Source organism: Kribbella sp. NPDC055110, assembly GCF_053607525.1.
Genome location: NZ_JBSGTS010000024.1, coordinates 71,873 through 88,220 on the forward strand (window position 1 = coordinate 71,873; position 16,348 = coordinate 88,220).

A 16,348-nucleotide genomic window follows, 5' to 3' on the forward strand; every position below is an offset into this window, starting at 1 on the left:
GCTTCAGTCGGAAGTGCTGTCACTGTACGTCCAGAGCGAGGAGAACTTCGCGGTCAGGGCGATCACGGCGATGATGATCACGAACAGCACCCACACCTGCGCGGAGGCGTACCCCAGCTGCGGGATCCGGCCCAGGGTCGGGAAGCCGTTCTCGTAGATCGAGAGCATCAGCACCTTGGTGCTGAACCCCGGTCCGCCGTTGGTCAGGATCTTCGGCTGGTTGAAGGTCTGCAGCGCGGCAGTGGTCTGCAGGATCACCTGCAGCAGCACGATCGGGCTGATCATCGGCAACGTGATCCGGAAGAACACCGGCCACGGACCGGCGCCGTCGACACGGGCGGCCTCGTACAGCTCGGTCGGCACCGCCTGCAGCCCGGCGAGGAAGATGATCATCGTGCTGCCGACGCCCCACAGCATCACCAGTACGACGGACGGCATCGCCGTACCCGGACCCTGCAACCAGAGGCTCGTCGGCAGGCCGAGCCGGTCGAGGATCGTGTTCAGCAACCCGACCTGCGGGTCGAGGATGAACTTCCAGAGCGTGATCGTGGCGACCGCCGGCAGTACGACCGGCAGGTACGCGAGCGTGCGGACGATCCGGACACCGGCGAAGCGCTGGTTGCAGAACATCGCCAGCGCCAGGCCGAGGACCAGCGACAACGGGACATAGAGCAGCACCAGGTAGCCGGTCGCCCGCAACGCCGGCCAGAACGCCGGGTCGGTGCTGAACAGCCTCCGGAAGTTGCCGAGGCCAACGAAGACCGGGTCGGTCAACCCGTTGTACTTCGTCAGCGCGAGATAGAACGATCGAATCAGCGGATACCCCACGAAGACCAGGAACCCGATCACGGCCGGAGCGATGAACAGGTACGCCGCCTTCACGTCGGAGCCGGCGTTCCGGCTCATCCCACCGCGGCTGCGCCGTTTGGTGGTAGATCCGCCTGAAGAGACAGAATTCATCCGGCCTCCTGGACGGTAACGTTTCCAACGTTTTACTGTTGGGTGACGATGCCGTGTCGCGAAAAGGAAGTCAACCCCGTGTCCGAAACGTTTCCAAGCCAGCCAGAGGTCAGCCGGCCGACGATGATCGATGTCGCCCGGCGGGCCGGTGTCGGCCTCGGCACGGTGTCGCGTGTGGTGAACGGCGGCCATGGCGTCCGCGACGAGACCGCGCGACGCGTCCGGGCCGCGATCGACGAGCTCGGGTTCCAGCGCAACGAGGTCGCCCGGGCGCTGCGGCCGGGCAAGAAGTCGACCAGCCTGGCGCTGGTGCTCGGCGACCTGACCAACCCGTTCTACGCGAGCATCGCGAAGGCGTCGCTCGAAGTCGCGGGGCAGTCCGGTTTCGCCGTCGTACTGGGTAGTGTGGACGAGGACCCGGAGGGCGAGAAGCGGGCCATCCAGGAGTTGGTCAGCCGGCAGGTGGCCGGGCTGATGATCGTGCCCGACCAGGGCGATCACGCGTTCCTGCAGGGCGCCGGCGTACCGGTCGTGTTCGTCGACCGCCCGGCGACCGGGATCGACGCGGACATCGTGATGGTCGACAACGAGGGCGGCGGGCGGCTTGCGGCCGAACACCTGCTGGAGCAGGGCCACGAGCGGATCGCGATCATCCTCGCGCCGTCGTACTACACGATCGGTCGCCGCCTGCGCGGGTTCCGGCGCGCGCACCGGGCGGCGGGGATCGACATCGACGAGTCGCTGGTCATCCAGCTCCCCGAGGGCAACGCGGAGGCCGCGGAGAAGGCGACCCACGAGGTGATGCTGCGCCCCGATCCGCCGACCGCGATCTTCGCCTCGACGAACTTCCTCACCGAGGGGGTCCTGCGTGCGCTTGGCGAGCTCGGCCGGGAGCCCGCGGTGGTCGGGTTCGACGACTTCCGGCTCGCCGACATGTTGCCGACGCCGGTCACGGTCGTTGCCTCTGACATCGCCGAACTCGGCCGCAGCGCGGCGCGGCTGCTGCTCGATCGCGCGTCGGGTGCCGACACCCGTCCGCCGCAGCGGATCGTGTTGCCGTGCGCGCTGATCGAGCGCGGGTCGGGGGAGCGCCCGCCGGATTCTGCTGCGAAGAGAAGCACTCGTTGACGATCGAGCCCGCGGGTATGGTCGCCGGCGTGCACTACGAATCCTTCGGTACGGGACGGCCGATCGTCTTCCTGCCCGGCTGGGGCGGTGGAGGAGGCGAAGGCCGCGCCGTCCACGAGCCGGTGTTCGAGGGGCGTCCCGGATGGCGCCGGATCTACGTCGACCCGCCGGGCACCGGACAGTCGCCCGCCGTACCGTCGATCACCGACCAGGACGGCATGCTCTCGGCGATCGCGGACCTGATCGACGAACTGGTCGACGGTGCAGCATTCGCCCTCGCCGGTACATCGGCCGGCGGGCTGCACGCCCGCGGCATCGTGAAGCGCGACCCGGCCCGCATCCTCGGTCTGCTGCTACGCGTGCCGGGAATCGTCGTCGACCGCACCAAGCGAACCCTGCCGACGGAGGAGTACCTGATCAAGACAGCGGCGTACCAAGAAGCCTGGACCGACAAGCAGCGCCGCTACTACGATCCGGCCGAGGCGCAGGCGGATCTCCCCTTCCTCGGCCGGATCCAAGGCGACGTTGCGACGTACGCGCTCCGCGAGGACCCGGCCGCGCGCTTCGAAGGGCCGACGCTGATCGTCACCGGGCGGCAGGACACGATGACGGGCTATGCGGACGCCTGGCCGATCCTCGACGACTATCCGCGGGCCACGTACGCCGTCCTGGATCAGGAGGGCCACGACCTGCCGGTGCAGCGGGTCGGTCTGTATCGCGCGCTGGTCGCGGACTGGCTGGCCAGAATCGAGCAAAGGATCGAGCACCCGGACGCGTGAGGGGCGGAACGCGCGTCCGGGCGCTCGTCTGGGGGAGGGTCAGAAGTTCGGCCAGGCCCAGCCGAGGTAGCTGTTGAAGTACGGCAGCGTGCGGGTGCCGATGGCGCCGCTGACGCTGGTGGCCCAGAAGGTGCCGTCTCCCTTGGCGACTCCGACGTGGCCGTACGGCGCCGCGAGATCCCAGAACACCAAGGCTCCCTTCGGCGGGTTGAGGTCACCGCGATGCGCCGCGCCACGGGCCACGGCGTCGTTCCAGTCGGCCATCGCGGACGCCCAGATCGCTGTCTTCCCGTACGAGTTCTCGGCGGCCATCTCGCAGTACCCCTGGAAGGCGGTCGACCCGTTGCGGGCGGCGTACCAGGCAATGGCCTTGTCGGCGCGCGGGTTGCTCGTGCACAGCGGCGCGACCAGGCCGCTGCTGCCGGTGTTGACGTAGGCGTCGGTGATGAAGCCCTTGCCGGGGATGTGGTCCCAGATCAGGCTCCGGCCGAACTTGCCGGTCACCGGCTCGCCGTAGATCTGGCAGTCGATCGTGACCGCTCCGTCCGGCTGAGTGCCGACCGAGCCGAAGCTGGTCGCGTTGCCGGACCGGATGGTGACGCCGGCGCCGCTGTCAGTGACGACGGTGCCGGTGGCGGCGCTGGCAGGGAGAACGCCAGTGCCTACGAGGGCGGCCCCGCTGAGCAGGGCGACAGCTGTGAGACGGGACGTGATGCGCATGAGGGCGGTACGCATGGTGGTGTTCCCTTCTGGAGTTGTACTCGCAGGGAACCAAAAAGTGATGGTGTTGTCGCAGTGGGCAACGAGGCGGGGCGGCGCCTTGGGGCACTCAGAAGTTCGGTTGCGCCCAGCCGAGGTAGTTGGAGAAGTACGGCAGCGTCGCCTTGCCGATCCGGCTGTTGACGCTGGTGGCCCAGAAGTTGCCGTCGCCGGTCGCGACGCCGACATGGCCGTAGGCGCTGATGTTCCAGAACACGAGCGCGCCCTTCGGCGGATTCAGGTCACCTCTGTGCGCGGCGCCCCGGCGTACGGCGTCGTTCCAGTTGGCGATCGCCGACGCGTAGATGCCGGTGGTGCCGTACGCGTTCTCGACGGCCTTCTCGCAGTAGCCCTGGTACGCGGTCGATCCGTTGCGGGCGGCGAACCAGGCGATCGCGTCGTCGGCTTGTGACTGCGGCCCGAACGCTGTGCTGCTGACCGGCGTTGCGGCCGGTGTGGGTGCTGCTGTGGCGGGAAGGGCTGTGGCGGGAAGGGTGGCGCCTGCGAGGGCCAGGGCGCCTAGGACTGCGGTGGCGGTCAGGCGTGTGAACGAACGGAACATGGTGGTTTGCCTTTCGCTCTGAACTGCGATGGACGAGCCTGTTGTCTTGGAGAACCACTTCCTTTGTGCAGACAATCAGAGCGTGAGCGGATTGTCGCAGTGGGCAACGGAGCTGATTCACTGCGATTTGGTACTTTATGTAGATAAGTGACGGCGAGAGCGGAGAGTGCGCCGTGCGCCCAGCCCAAGCTCGGTACGTGATCGGAGCGCGCATGCGCGAGCTGCGCGAGGCCGCCGGGGTGCCGCTGACCCGCGCCGCCTCCGAATCCGGCTGGGACAAAGGGCATCTGTCCCGCGTCGAGCGCGGCCACACCAAGCCGAGCCGCGAGCTGATCGAGTGGTACGACGACTCGTTCGGAGCGAACCAGGCGCTCGTCAACCAGCTCATGGAACTCGACGCCGCCGTACGCGCCGGACGGGACATGTCACAACGGGACCTGCGGCGGCACGTGCAACCGGTGCTGCTTGGCGGATCCGTACCGATCGATCACCATCCCGACGACCGGGCGGAGCTGGTGGGGGAGACGGTGCCGGACGGCACGCGGGTGTGCCGGGAGCAGGTGTTCGAGAAGACCTGGGAGCTCCGCAACAGCGGCGAACGCCCATGGCACAACCGCTGGCTCACCCGCCAAGGCGCCGCCGGAACCCCCGGCTGGCTCCGCTCCCCACCCCGAGCCCCCGTCCCCGACGCCACCCCCGGCGACATCGTCACCGTCTCCATGACCCTCCAAGCCCCCTGCCAGGTCGGCGCCTCCACGGCGTACTTCAAACTCACCGACGAAGCCGGCCGCCTCTACTACCCCGGCCTAGAGTCCCCACCCCTGTACTGCACCATCTTCACCATCCACGAGCCATAATCCCCGCCCACCCGCCCCACCCGCGCACCCCCGCCTCACCCGTTGCACAGGAACCGGTGCGCGTGGAGAGGAAATAGCCTGTTCAACGCCCCCGCCACGCCCGCCCCGCGCCGGCCCGCTCTGGGCGTTGCACAGGAACTGGTGTGGGTGGTGGGGGAATAGCCTCTTCAGCGCCCCCGCCGCCTCGGCGTACCCCCAACAGATGGCCGGCCCGCGCCGGCCCGCGCCGGCCCGCGCCGCGCCTGCGTCGGCCCGCTCTGGTCCGCGCCGGCGTCGGTCTGTTCTGGGCGTTGCACAGGATGTGGTGTGGGTGGTGGGGGAATAGCCTGTTCAACGGCCCCGCCGCGTGGGCGCACCTACGACAGATGGCAGGGCTTGGCGGATTCGGTTGGCTGTGGTGAGCGGGTGGTCCAGGTCCTGCCAGCCGACTCGGATGACCTGGTAGTCGTGTGAGCGGAGGTCGTCCTCGCGCCACTTCTCCGCCACGAGGTCGTCGGCGTTGCCGTACTTCGTTGCGCCGTCGAACTCGACGATCAAGACCCGCTCGAGCAGGATGTCGACCCGGCCGATCAGCCGGCCGGATGCGTCCCGGATCTCGACCTGCAACTCCGGCTCCGGGAGCCCGTGGTTCGCCAGCAGCACTCGGAGACGCGACTCGCCGACCGACTCGCTCAGCCCGTTCGCGAATCGCGCCGCCGCGCGCGCCGCCGGCGAACCGTGCCACGCACTGTGCCGATCCGCCGTCGCCACCAGCGCCTCCGGACTGACCAGACGCGAATGAAGCGCGGCGTCGCCCAGCACGACTCCGACCTCGTACGACGAGACGCACGCGGACTCGGTGACGGCCCGGGCCGGCGTGACCACCGGCAAACCGTCGACGACCGTGAGCTCACCGGGGTCGAAGCGTGACCGGTGTACGTCGGCAATGGAGTCGGACCGCGTACGCCCGGTGGCCTTGGTGACCTGGACCCGCGACAGGTCAAGGCCCCAGGTGGGTAGCCCGTGCAGCACTGCCGCGGACTGATGACTCACGACCGCACCGGGTCCCAACCGGTTGATGACGGCGCGGGTCTTCAGCAGGTGCAGGCGCTTCGCGCGATCCCAGGTGGCCTCGCCCGCGGACGGCCCGCCCGGTTCGACGTACACGTCACGAGACAGCCGCGACCACTGCCCGCTCCGCAGCCGCCGCCGGAGTTCGCTGTCGCTGTAGCCGCAATCCATCGCGTCCGCCCGGGTGAACCAGCCTCCACGGGCGTCGGCGAAAACGCTCAACTTCGGGTTCATGCAGACAAGATGCAGTCGCCACAGCCCTCATTTACACGCGGATGTGCGGCTGTGGACAACCACATCCCGGGCCGCTGCACCCCAACTCGGGGCGGTGCACAGGCAATAACCTGTGCCACGCCACCAGAACCTGTCCAATCACCCGACGTACGGCGAGGCGCCCGGCGTGCGGCGATCCGACCAGGCGCCCGACGTACGGCGATCCGCTCCGACGCCCGACGTACGGCCATGGGTCAGGCGTTCGGCGGTTAGGGGTTGGGGTTGTAGTCCGCGGCTATTTCGGCGTCTAGTTCGGCTTTGCGTTTTACCCAGCGTTCGGTGAGGCCTTTGACCTCTTCGCCGATGAAGTCGATGAAGGCGAGGGAGATGCGGATGCGGTGGTGGGCGTCGGTGCCTTCGCCGGCGGCGTCGAGGACCTTGCGGAGGGAGTCGGACCAGCGGACCAGTGAGGCGTCCTCGCTCATCATGGTCTGGTACCAGGCGTCGTCCTGGACGACGTACACGTCGCGGCGGCTGCCGGGCTCGCGTTCGCGGGTCGCCAGGCGCAGTTGCAGCAGGTAATTGACCGCGCCGGAGACCGCGGCGGGACTCGCCTGGAGCTGGTCGGACAGCTCGGCGGCCGTCATCCGCCCGTCCACGCTGGACAGGATCGCGGCGAACACCCGGGCGGCCATCCGCGGCCAGCCGGTCTCGGCCAGCAGGTTGCCGAACTGCTCGGTGTATCGCCGGACGGCGTCGTCGTCTCGAAGGGCACTCACCGCCCCATCATCCCCTCTGGGTCGCTCGATTACCTGACAGCTGAGAAACGTGCTAGCAAGATTCACAAACTTCTGAATGCAGTGTACGTTATGAATCATGACATCAGCCATCGTGGTCTCCGGACTGCACAAGTCGTACGGAAGTACGCACGCCCTCGACGGTCTCGACCTTGAGGTCGCGACCGGTGAGGTGCACGGCTTCCTCGGGCCGAACGGCGCCGGGAAGTCCACCACCATCCGCGTCCTGCTCGGACTGCTGCGCGGCGACGCCGGCGATGTCTCGCTGCTCGGCGGGGACCCGTGGCACGACGCCGCGAAGCTGCACCGGCGGCTGGCCTACGTACCCGGTGACGTCAACCTGTGGCCGAACCTGACCGGCGGCGAGGTGATCGACCTGCTCGGCCGGCTCCGTGGCGGGCTGGACGAGAAGAAGCGTGACGAGCTGCTGCGCCGCTTCGACCTCGACCCGACCAAGAAGGGCCGGACGTACTCCAAGGGCAACCGGCAGAAGGTCGCCCTCGTCGCCGCTCTCGCGAGTGATGTCGAGCTGCTGATCCTGGACGAGCCCACGTCCGGTCTGGACCCGCTGATGGAGGAGGTGTTCCGGCAGTGCATCGAGGAGGAGCGTCAGCGCGACCGTACCGTGCTGCTGTCGAGCCACATCCTGTCCGAGGTCGAGGCTCTGTGTGACCGGATCAGTATCATCCGCCGTGGCAAGGTGGTCGAGACAGGCACGCTGGCCGACCTGCGTCATCTCACGCGTACGTCGATCCACGCCGAGCTGGCCACGTCGCCGAACGGTCTCGCGCAGCTGCCGGGGATCCACGATCTCGATGTCCAGGGCAACCGGGTCCGCTGCGAGGTGGACACCGCCCAGCTCGAGGCCGTGATGCGGCAGCTGTCCGCGAGCGGCATCAAGAGTCTCGTCGCGCAGCCCCCGACATTGGAAGAGCTGTTCCTGCGCCACTACGAGGACGACGTACCAGCTGAGCCTGCGGCGGCTGTGCGATGAACGACTTCGTCGGTACCGGCACGCTGGTGCGGCTCGCGCTGCGCCGGGACCGGATCCTGATCCCGATCTGGATCGTCGTGTTCGTGATGACGGCCGCGGGTTCGGCCAAGGCGACGATGGACCTGTACACGGACCCCAAGACACTCGTCGACGCGGCACGGACGTCGAACGCGTCACCCGCGCTGGTCTCGCTGTACGGGCGGATCTTCGACGAGTCCTCGCTCGGGGAGGTCTCGTTGTTCAAGCTCACCGCGTTCGGCGCGCTGCTGGTCGGGTTGCTGGGCGGCATGCTCGTCGTACGGCACACCCGCAGCGAGGAGGAGTCCGGGCGGCTCGAGCTGCTGAGTGCCGGCGTACTCGGTCGGTACGCCGCTCTCGCCGCCGCGCTGATCGTGTCCGGGGCGACTGTGATCGTGCTGGGGTTGCTGACTGCACTGTCGCTGATGGGCAGTGGCTTGGACACGAAGGGGTCGTTCGCGTTCGGGTTGATGTGGGCAGCTGCCGGACTGTCCTTCGCCGGCGTGGCTGCGGTGACCTCACAGGTCAGCGAGAGCGCCCGGGCCGCGAACGGACTGACTGCGGCCGTGCTCGGAGTGGCGTACGTACTGCGAGCAATAGGCGACTCGTCCGCGGACGGCAGCACGCAGTGGGTCTCGTGGTTGTCCCCGATCGGCTGGTCACAGCAGGTCCGTGCGTACGCCGGTGACCGGTGGGCCGTACTACTCCTGCCGCTGGTGTTCCTCGCCGTACTGATCGCTGCAGCGACCGCACTGATCCGTCGGCGCGACCTAGGCGCCGGTCTGGTGCGGCCACGTCCCGGACCGCCGCGGGCGGCCAAGTCGTTGCGTTCACCGCTCGCACTGGCCTGGCGACTGCACCGGGGCTCGCTGTACGCGTGGGGGTTTGCGTTCCTGTTACTGGGTCTGCTGGTCGGCAACATCGCCAGCAACGTCGACGGGTTTGTCACCAGCGAGAGCGCGAAGGAGATGGTGCAGAAGCTCGGCGGCGTGGACGGCATCACCGACGCGTTCCTGGCGACTGAGATGGGCATGGTCGGGCTGCTGGCGTCGGCGTTCGGGATCCAGGCGGCGCTGCGACTGAGGTCGGAGGAGACCGCACTGCGGGCCGAGCCGTTGCTGGCGACCGGCGTCTCGCGGGCGCAGTGGCTGGCGAGTCATGTGCTGATGGCGCTGCTCGGCACCGGCGCACTGATCCTGGTCGCCGGACTGGGCTCCGGGCTCTCGAGTGGTGCGTCGCTCGGCAACGTGGGCCGTCAGGTGCCGCGGATGCTCGCAGCGGCCGCCGTACAGCTGCCCGCGATCTGGCTGGTCACTGCACTCGTCGTCGTCCTGTTCGGGCTCGCGCCCAAGCTGGTGACCGGGGGATGGGTGCTGTACGGCGTGTTCCTGCTGATCGGACAGTTCGGTGAGATCTTCAACCTGCCGCAATGGATGATCAACCTCAGCCCGTACGGTCACACGCCGCGGCTGCCGGGTGGTGACTTCTCCGTCACACCGGTTCTGTGGCTGACCGCGATCGCCGCAGCGCTCACGATCGCCGGCTTCGCCACCTTCCGCCGCCGCGACGTCGGCTGACAGTTCGGCTGACCCTGATCAGCGTCGGTCTGAGGGGTCGGCGCGCCACCCGCCCCGCCCGGCCCCGTGCCGGGCGGGGCGGCTTGTCTACGATCGCTGGGTGTTCAGTGAGCAGCTGGTTGGGTTCTGGAGCGAGCGGCATCTGTGTGTGCTGAGTACTGTCCGCGCGGACGGTACGGTGCACGCGACGCCGGTCGGGGCGACCTTGGACGTCGAGGCGGGGCTGGTGCGGGTGATTTGCTCCGGTACGTCGTACAAGGCCCGGGCAATCCGGCGGCTCGGAGAGGCGGCTGTCGCGGTGACACAGGTGGACGGCCGGCGCTGGAGCACGATCGAGGGGCGCGCTGTGGTGAGCGACAACCCTGTGCGGGTGCACGAGGCTGAGCGCCGGTACGCCAAGCGCTACAAGGAGCCACGGGTCAACCCGCAACGTGTAGTCATCGAGATCACCGTGACGAAGGTCCTCGGCAATGCCTGACCCCATCACCGTCGTAGGCCTCGGCGCCGACGGCTGGACCGGCCTCTCGACCCCAGCCCGCCAAGCCATCGATCAAGCAGAGGTCGTCCTGGGCAGCCCCCGCCAATTAGCACTCCTCCCGCCTGGGTCTGGCTCTTCCTTGCGCCTGGCCTGGCCTTCGCCGTTGTCGGAGGCGCTGCCGCGGTTGCTGGAAGAGCACGGGGGCCGGCGGATCTGTGTGTTGGCGAGTGGTGACCCGACGTTCCACGGGATCGGTACGACGCTGGTCCGGTTGCTCGGCGCCGGCGCCGTACGCGTGATCCCACAACCGTCCAGCGTCTCCCTGGCGTGCGCACGGCTCGGCTGGGCGCAGGATCAGGTGCAGGTAGTGAGCCTGGTGACCAACCCGGTCGAGCGACTACACCCGCACCTCCAGCCCGGTCGACGACTCCTGATCCTCAGCCGAGGCGCCCAAACCCCCGCCGAGGTAGCGGACGTGCTGATCGCCCGCGGCTACGGCTCCAGCGAGCTCACGGTCCTCGAACAACTCGGAGGCCCAGCCGAACGCGTCCGTACGGCGCACGCCTCCGACTGGTCCGACGAAGTCGATCCGCTCAACGTCATCGCCGTACTCTGCCCACCTGACGCCCCCGTCCTCTCGACAGCACCCGGCATACCTGACGACGCGTACGAGAACGACGGCCAGCTGACCAAACGCGAAGTCCGCGCAGTCACCCTGTCCCGCCTCGCCCCTGTCCCCGGGCAACTGCTCTGGGACGTCGGCGGCGGAGCGGGCAGCATCGCGATCGAGTGGTCCCGGCACCACCCGTCCTGCCACGCGATCGCCGTCGAACGCGACCCCGACCGCGCGAAACGCCTGGAACGAAACGTGGCCGCGCTCGGTGCGACCGTGGAGATCGTGGAAGGTGCAGCCCCGGCCGCACTCGACGGTCTCGAATCCCCGGACGCGATCTTCATCGGCGGGGGAGCGACCGCCGCCGGCATGTTCGACGCCTGCTGGAACGCGCTCCGCCCGGGCGGTCGCCTGGTCGCGAACGGCGTGACGCTGGAGACCGAGTCGCTGATCGCCCAGTGGTACAAGGCCATCGGTGGCGACCTCATCCGCCTCGACGTCCAACGCGCCTCCGCCATCGGCGCGATGACCGGCTGGCGCCCCGCCATGCCGGTGACGATCTGGAGCGTGACCAAGTGACGATCTTGATGCCGGGCCTCGACTCATGACGGTCCATTTCATCGGCGCCGGTCCGGGCGCGGCGGACCTGATCACCGTCCGCGGCCGCGACCTGATCGCCTCCTCACCCGTCTGCCTGTACGCCGGCGCGCTCGTGCCGATCGAGCTGCTTGACCGCTGCCCGCCCGCCGCCCGCAAGGTCGACACCGCGAACCTGACCCTCGACGAGATCGTCACCGAACTCGCCACCGCGCACGCCGCCGGCCTCGACGTCGCCCGCCTGCACTCCGGCGACCCGTCCGTCTTCAGTGCGATGGCCGAACAGATGCGCCGCCTCGACACCCTCGAGATCCCGTACGACGTGACGCCCGGCGTACCGGCGTACGCCGCGGCCGCCGCCACCCTCGGCCGCGAGCTGACCGTTCCCGAGGTCGGGCAGACCGTCATCCTGACCCGGATCGGCGGCAGCGCCAGCGCGATGCCGGCCGGGGAGGACCTCGCTACCCTCGGTGCCAGTCAGGCGACGATCGTTCTGCATCTCGCTGTGCAGCAGATCGATCGCGTGGTCGAGGAACTCGTCCCGAACTACGGCGCGGACTGCCCGGTCGCGGTCGTCGCGCGTGCGTCCCGCGACGACGAGGTCGTGCTGCGCGGCACGCTCGCCGACATCGCGGAGCAGGTGAAGTCCGCGCGCGTCCGGCGTACCGCCGTGATCATCGTCGGAAAGGTGCTGTCGGCAACGGCCTTCCGGGACAGTCATCTCTACTCGGCCGCTCGCAGTCGATGAAGGTCCTGCTTCTCGGCGGGACGGGAGAGGCCCGCGAGCTGGCGGGCGTGCTGGCTGAGGCAGGGGTCGACGTGGTGTCGTCGCTTGCCGGGCGGACTTCCGCGGCACGCGTGCCGGTGGGGGAGGTGCGGGTCGGTGGATTCGGTGGGGTGAGCGGACTTGTGGACTGGCTGCGGGAGCATCCGGTCGACGCGGTGATCGACGCGACTCATCCGTTCGCGGCGCGGATGACGGCCAATGCGGTCGCGGCAGCCGGCTTGGCCGACGTACCGCTACTCCACGTTCGTCGCCCCGGTTGGACCGCAGGCCCAGGCGACGACTGGCATTGGTGCGACACGGTCGAGGACGCAGCCGCTCGGCTGCCGGCGCTCGGCTCGCGGGCCTTCCTGACGATCGGCAGGCAGGGCCTGGACACGTTCGCGCACGTGGGGATCTGGATGCTGGCCCGGTGTGTGGATCCGCCTGAGCCGCGGCCGGCCTGGTGCGAGCTGATTCTGGCTCGCGGGCCGTTCGCCCTCGCCGACGAGCTCGGTCTGTTGCGTGACCACGAGATCGACGTGCTGGTGACCAAGGACAGCGGGGGCTCACAGACGGCGGCCAAGCTGGCTGCGGCGCGGGAGCTGGGGCTGCCCGTCCTGATCATCCACCGTCCACCGCTTCCCGCCGAGCTCGACACGGTCGAGTCCGTCGGCCGCGCGGCGCAGTGGGTGATGCAGACGAGCCGTTCGTCGAGCACGTGACGCTTGTCGATAGATTGGCGCCATGGGGATTCAGATCGCGCCGAGCATCCTGTCCGCCGACTTCGCGCGGCTGTCCGAGGAGGCGGCCGCCGTGTCGAACGCGGACTGGCTGCACGTGGACGTGATGGACAACCACTTCGTGCCGAATCTGACCCTCGGGATGCCGGTGGTCGAGTCGCTGGCCAAGGCGACCGACATACCGCTCGACTGTCACCTGATGATCGAGGACCCGGACCGCTGGGCGCCTGGGTACGTCGAGGCGGGCGCGTCGAGCGTCACGTTCCACGTCGAGGCCTGCCGGGCGCCGATCCGGACCGCGCGGGAGATCCGGGCCAAGGGTGCGCGGGCCGCGATGGCGCTGCGGCCGGCGACCGCGATCGAGCCGTACGAGGACCTGTTGCCCGAGCTCGACATGATCCTGATCATGACCGTCGAGCCGGGCTTCGGTGGGCAGAAGTTCCTCGACGTCTGCGTGCCGAAGATCCGCCGTACGCGGCAACTGCTCGACAAGCACGGGCTCGACCTGTGGATCGAGATCGACGGCGGCGTGTCGGTCGACACCATCGAGCGCTGCGCCGAGGCCGGCGCCGACGTGTTCGTGGCCGGCTCGGCCGTGTACGCCGCCGACGACCCGAACGCGATGGTCGAGCAGCTACGCGGTCTCGCCGAGCAGTCCGCCGGCAGGTAAATCAGACGGCTCCGCCTCGACCTCCGGCGGCACCCGCAGCAGCAACACCGTCGACACGACCGCGAGTACGGCGGCCAGCAGCCACACGTATCGCACGCCGAAGCTCTCGATCACCGCACCCGCCACCGCGGCCCCGATGGCCGCGCCGCCGGTCGCCGCGCTGCCCATCCACCCGAACACCTCGGTTCGCGCGACGTCCGGCGTCAACGAACCCAGCCGCCCGTACAGCGCTCCGATCGCCGGCGCCAGCGTCAGCCCCGACACCGTCAACGCGATCCCGAGCGACACCGACGACCAGGTCGCGAACACGCACAGCAGCATCCCGACCGCGACGAGACCAGCTCGCCGCCACAGGTACGACGTACGCCGGCCGGGTAACGCGCCCGCGACCGCACCGCCGACCAGGCTGCCGAACGCCCAGACGGCCTCGAGGATCCCGGCGATCAGCCGCTGACCGTGGTCGTCGGCGAACGCGACGATGGCCAGCGAGATCCCGTTGAACGACATGACCCAGAGGCCGAACGCGAGGATCAACGGCAACCGGTGCCGATGCCAGAGCAGTTGCCGCGCGGTCAACGGCACGGTCGCGTGCTCGTCCCGGGGGAGCGGCGAGGGTTGTCGGAGCGCATACCACCAGATGAAGACGGCCGACATCACCGCCGCGAGCAGTACGCCGGCCCGTGGGCTCGCCACGCTCACCGCGGTTGCCCCGAGCATCGGCCCGACCATGAACAACAGCTCCTGCGCCGTCGCATCCACCGAGTACGCCGTCCGCAGCGCCGGGCCTGAAACGACCCGCGGCCACGCGGCCCGCAACGTCTGCATGACCGGCGGCACCAGGGCGCCGGCGACCAGGGCCAGCAACGGCAACAACTGATGTAGTCCGCTCGGAAGGAGAGCGATGGAGAACAGCGCGAGGCTCCAGGCGATCCCGGTCGCGAGCAGCACGCCACGAGGCCCGCGGCGGTCGGCTGTGCGTGACCAGAGCGGCCCCGCCACCGCCGTACCGACCGAGTAGGCGCCTGCGACGACGCCTGCCCACCGGAAGGACCCGCTCGCGTCCTTGGCGAGGAACGCGATCGGCACCATTGTGGCGAGCATGGGCAGCCGGGCGAGCAGCGAAGACACCAGCAGCGTCATCACACCGTGCGCTCGCCACAACTCGCGGTACCCGGACAATTCCATGCCCGCATTCTTGCCCCCGCCGCCGACAGTTTCCGTGCCCCAGCCGGTCCGCCCTCTACGATGAGCTGGTGAGTGAGCACAAACCGGTGGATACCTGGCTGACCGACATGGACGGCGTGCTGGTGCACGAGGAGCGCGCCATCCCCGGAGCCAGCGAGTTCATCGCGGCGCTGCAGGCGTCCGGCAAGAAGTTCCTGGTGCTCACGAACAACTCGATCTTCACCCCGCGTGACCTCCGTGCCCGCCTGCTTGCCGCAGGCATCGACATCCCGGAGCGGTCGATCTGGACTAGCGCGCTCGCCACCGCCCAGTTCCTCGACGATCAGCGGCCGCGCGGGACGGCGTACGTGATCGGCGAGGCGGGTTTGACCACTGCGTTGCACGAGATCGGGTACGTGCTGACCGAGCGCGACCCGGACTACGTGGTCCTCGGCGAGACCCGGACGTACTCGTTCGAGGCGATCACCAAGGCGATCCGGCTGATCGCGGACGGTGCCCGCTTCATCGCCACCAACCCGGACCCGACCGGCCCGTCACAAGAGGGTCCGCTCCCGGCGACCGGCTCGGTGGCCGCGCTGATCACCCGGGCCACCGGCGTCGATCCGTACTTCGTCGGCAAGCCGAACCCGCTGATGATGCGCAGCGCGCTGAACCGGATCGAGGGACACTCCGAAACCACTGTGATGATCGGCGACCGGATGGACACCGACATCATCAGCGGTCTCGAGGCGGGCCTGCGGAGCGTGCTCGTGCTGTCCGGATCGACCGGCGAGCACGAGATCGAGCGTTTCCCTTACCGCCCGACGCGCGTGGTCCAGTCGATCGCCGACGTCGTACCGCTCGTGGCCGCGCTGTCCTAGCAGGTCAGGACGCGGAAACCGTAGCCCTGGGCCTTGAGCGTCTTGAGGATCGTGGGTAGCGCCGCCACGGTTTGCGCGCGGTTGCCGCCGCCGTCGTGCATCAGGATCACCGAGCCGCTGTGCAGGTTCTTCAGCACACGTTGCACGATCGCCGTCGTACCGGGCTTCGTCCAGTCGCGCGAGTCCACGGTCCAGACCACGAGGTCCTTGCCGAGTGCCTTCGCCCGTTGCCGGACGGTCGCGTTCACCCCGCCGTACGGCGGTCTCAGGCACCCCGGCGTACTGCCGATCTGAGCCCGGATCGCGAGGTCCGTCGACATCACCTGCTGCCGGAACGCGGTCGCGCTGAGGCCGCGGAGGTCGGCGTGCGTCCACGTGTGGTTCTGCACGCTGTGACCGGATTCGTGGATCCGCTTGGTCAGCTCGGGATGCTTCCGGACGTTCTGCCCGATCTCGAAGAACGTCGCCTTGGCACCGTACTGCGCGAGGATGTCGAGCACCTTCGGGGTGTACTCGACATCAGGCCCGTCGTCGAACGTCAGTACGACGTACTTGGTCGGCAGCGGCGTTTTCGTCGGCGTGACCGGCGCCGCTGCTGCTGCGGGTGGCGTGGGCGTGACGGGTTTGGCCGGCGACTTCGCGGCCGCGACCACGACCGAGCCGATCAGCGCGCTCACGAGCATCATCATCGCCAGGCCGACGGCGCGGTTCCCCGCACGCGTCAAGCGAACGTCCATTCTCCCCC

Annotated in this window: 18 protein-coding genes; 11 read left to right on the forward strand and 7 right to left on the reverse strand. The window is 68.9% G+C overall.

The genetic code is table 11. The features are described from left to right. Positions 1-3: 3 nt before the first annotated feature. The gene (locus ACWF0M_RS29695; protein WP_452239017.1) at positions 4-906 is read right to left on the reverse strand and encodes a carbohydrate ABC transporter permease; all 903 of its coding nucleotides are present in this window, start codon (positions 904-906) and stop codon (positions 4-6) included. A 132-nt stretch (positions 907-1,038) separates the two neighbouring features. On the opposite strand from ACWF0M_RS29695, the gene ACWF0M_RS29700 reads away from it, so the two are divergent. Both ACWF0M_RS29700 and ACWF0M_RS29705 read left to right on the forward strand, forming a co-directional pair. Further along, the gene (locus ACWF0M_RS29700) at positions 1,039-2,088 is read left to right on the forward strand and encodes a LacI family DNA-binding transcriptional regulator (protein ID WP_452239018.1); all 1,050 of its coding nucleotides are present in this window, start codon (positions 1,039-1,041) and stop codon (positions 2,086-2,088) included. Next, positions 2,085-2,867, forward strand: a complete 783-nt coding sequence (locus ACWF0M_RS29705; protein ID WP_452239019.1) for an alpha/beta fold hydrolase — start codon at positions 2,085-2,087, stop codon at positions 2,865-2,867. Before ACWF0M_RS29700 ends, ACWF0M_RS29705 begins: the two co-directional genes overlap by 4 nt. A gap of 39 nt (positions 2,868-2,906) precedes the next feature. On the opposite strand, the gene ACWF0M_RS29710 is transcribed toward ACWF0M_RS29705, so the two are convergent. Then, positions 2,907-3,602, reverse strand: a complete 696-nt coding sequence (locus tag ACWF0M_RS29710; protein ID WP_452239020.1) for a CHAP domain-containing protein — start codon at positions 3,600-3,602, stop codon at positions 2,907-2,909. A 94-nt stretch (positions 3,603-3,696) separates the two neighbouring features. After that, positions 3,697-4,188 (reverse strand): CHAP domain-containing protein, encoded by a 492-nt coding sequence (locus ACWF0M_RS29715; RefSeq protein ID WP_452239021.1) that lies wholly within the window; start codon positions 4,186-4,188, stop codon positions 3,697-3,699. Positions 4,189-4,385: 197 nt separating this feature from the next. Between ACWF0M_RS29715 and ACWF0M_RS29720 the strand changes: the two genes are divergently transcribed. After that, positions 4,386-5,045, forward strand: coding sequence for an NBR1-Ig-like domain-containing protein (locus tag ACWF0M_RS29720; protein ID WP_452239022.1), 660 nt, complete (start codon positions 4,386-4,388; stop codon positions 5,043-5,045). 330 nt (positions 5,046-5,375) lie between these two features. Here the strand turns inward: ACWF0M_RS29720 and ACWF0M_RS29725 are convergent, their stop codons facing one another. Continuing rightward, complete coding sequence (locus ACWF0M_RS29725) at positions 5,376-6,329, reverse strand: type IV toxin-antitoxin system AbiEi family antitoxin domain-containing protein (RefSeq protein WP_452239023.1); 954 nt, start codon at positions 6,327-6,329, stop codon at positions 5,376-5,378. A gap of 248 nt (positions 6,330-6,577) precedes the next feature. Then, positions 6,578-7,087, reverse strand: coding sequence for a GbsR/MarR family transcriptional regulator (locus ACWF0M_RS29730; protein WP_452239024.1), 510 nt, complete (start codon positions 7,085-7,087; stop codon positions 6,578-6,580). A gap of 97 nt (positions 7,088-7,184) precedes the next feature. On the opposite strand from ACWF0M_RS29730, the gene ACWF0M_RS29735 reads away from it, so the two are divergent. The 7 genes from ACWF0M_RS29735 to rpe all read left to right on the forward strand — a co-directional run bounded on the left by ACWF0M_RS29735 (position 7,185) and on the right by rpe (position 13,558). Further along, positions 7,185-8,099 (forward strand): ABC transporter ATP-binding protein, encoded by a 915-nt coding sequence (locus ACWF0M_RS29735; RefSeq protein WP_452239025.1) that lies wholly within the window; start codon positions 7,185-7,187, stop codon positions 8,097-8,099. After that, entirely contained in the window at positions 8,096-9,694 is a 1,599-nt protein-coding gene (locus ACWF0M_RS29740; RefSeq protein WP_452239026.1) for an ABC transporter permease, read from the forward strand. Before ACWF0M_RS29735 ends, ACWF0M_RS29740 begins: the two co-directional genes overlap by 4 nt. 100 nt (positions 9,695-9,794) lie before the next feature. Beyond that, complete coding sequence (locus ACWF0M_RS29745) at positions 9,795-10,172, forward strand: TIGR03618 family F420-dependent PPOX class oxidoreductase (protein ID WP_452239027.1); 378 nt, start codon at positions 9,795-9,797, stop codon at positions 10,170-10,172. Beyond that, complete coding sequence (gene cbiE / locus ACWF0M_RS29750; protein ID WP_452239028.1) at positions 10,165-11,364, forward strand: precorrin-6y C5,15-methyltransferase (decarboxylating) subunit CbiE; 1,200 nt, start codon at positions 10,165-10,167, stop codon at positions 11,362-11,364. The genes ACWF0M_RS29745 and cbiE overlap by 8 nt, the downstream gene beginning before the upstream one ends. A gap of 25 nt (positions 11,365-11,389) precedes the next feature. After that, positions 11,390-12,130, forward strand: coding sequence for a precorrin-4 C(11)-methyltransferase (gene cobM, locus ACWF0M_RS29755; protein WP_452239029.1), 741 nt, complete (start codon positions 11,390-11,392; stop codon positions 12,128-12,130). Beyond that, positions 12,127-12,870: a cobalt-precorrin-6A reductase gene (locus tag ACWF0M_RS29760; protein WP_452239030.1), complete on the forward strand. Its 744-nt coding sequence runs from the start codon at positions 12,127-12,129 to the stop codon at positions 12,868-12,870. The genes cobM and ACWF0M_RS29760 overlap by 4 nt, the downstream gene beginning before the upstream one ends. A 22-nt stretch (positions 12,871-12,892) precedes the next feature. Further along, positions 12,893-13,558 carry a ribulose-phosphate 3-epimerase gene (gene rpe / locus ACWF0M_RS29765; protein WP_452239031.1) on the forward strand — a complete coding sequence of 222 codons (666 nt, stop codon included), beginning with the start codon at positions 12,893-12,895 and terminating at the stop codon, positions 13,556-13,558. Here the strand turns inward: rpe and ACWF0M_RS29770 are convergent. Further along, positions 13,523-14,743, reverse strand: a complete 1,221-nt coding sequence (locus tag ACWF0M_RS29770; RefSeq protein WP_452239032.1) for an MFS transporter — start codon at positions 14,741-14,743, stop codon at positions 13,523-13,525. The genes rpe and ACWF0M_RS29770 overlap by 36 nt on opposite strands. A 107-nt stretch (positions 14,744-14,850) precedes the next feature. On the opposite strand from ACWF0M_RS29770, the gene ACWF0M_RS29775 reads away from it, so the two are divergent. Continuing rightward, a complete protein-coding gene (locus ACWF0M_RS29775; protein WP_452239071.1) occupies positions 14,851-15,603 on the forward strand; it encodes an HAD-IIA family hydrolase in 753 nt (250 codons plus the stop codon). Here ACWF0M_RS29775 and ACWF0M_RS29780 read toward each other — a convergent pair. Continuing rightward, on the reverse strand, positions 15,600-16,328 hold the full coding sequence (locus ACWF0M_RS29780) for a polysaccharide deacetylase family protein (protein WP_452239033.1): 729 nt from the start codon (positions 16,326-16,328) through the stop codon (positions 15,600-15,602). The two genes, ACWF0M_RS29775 and ACWF0M_RS29780, sit on opposite strands and share 4 nt — an antisense overlap. Positions 16,329-16,348: the final 20 nt, after the last annotated feature.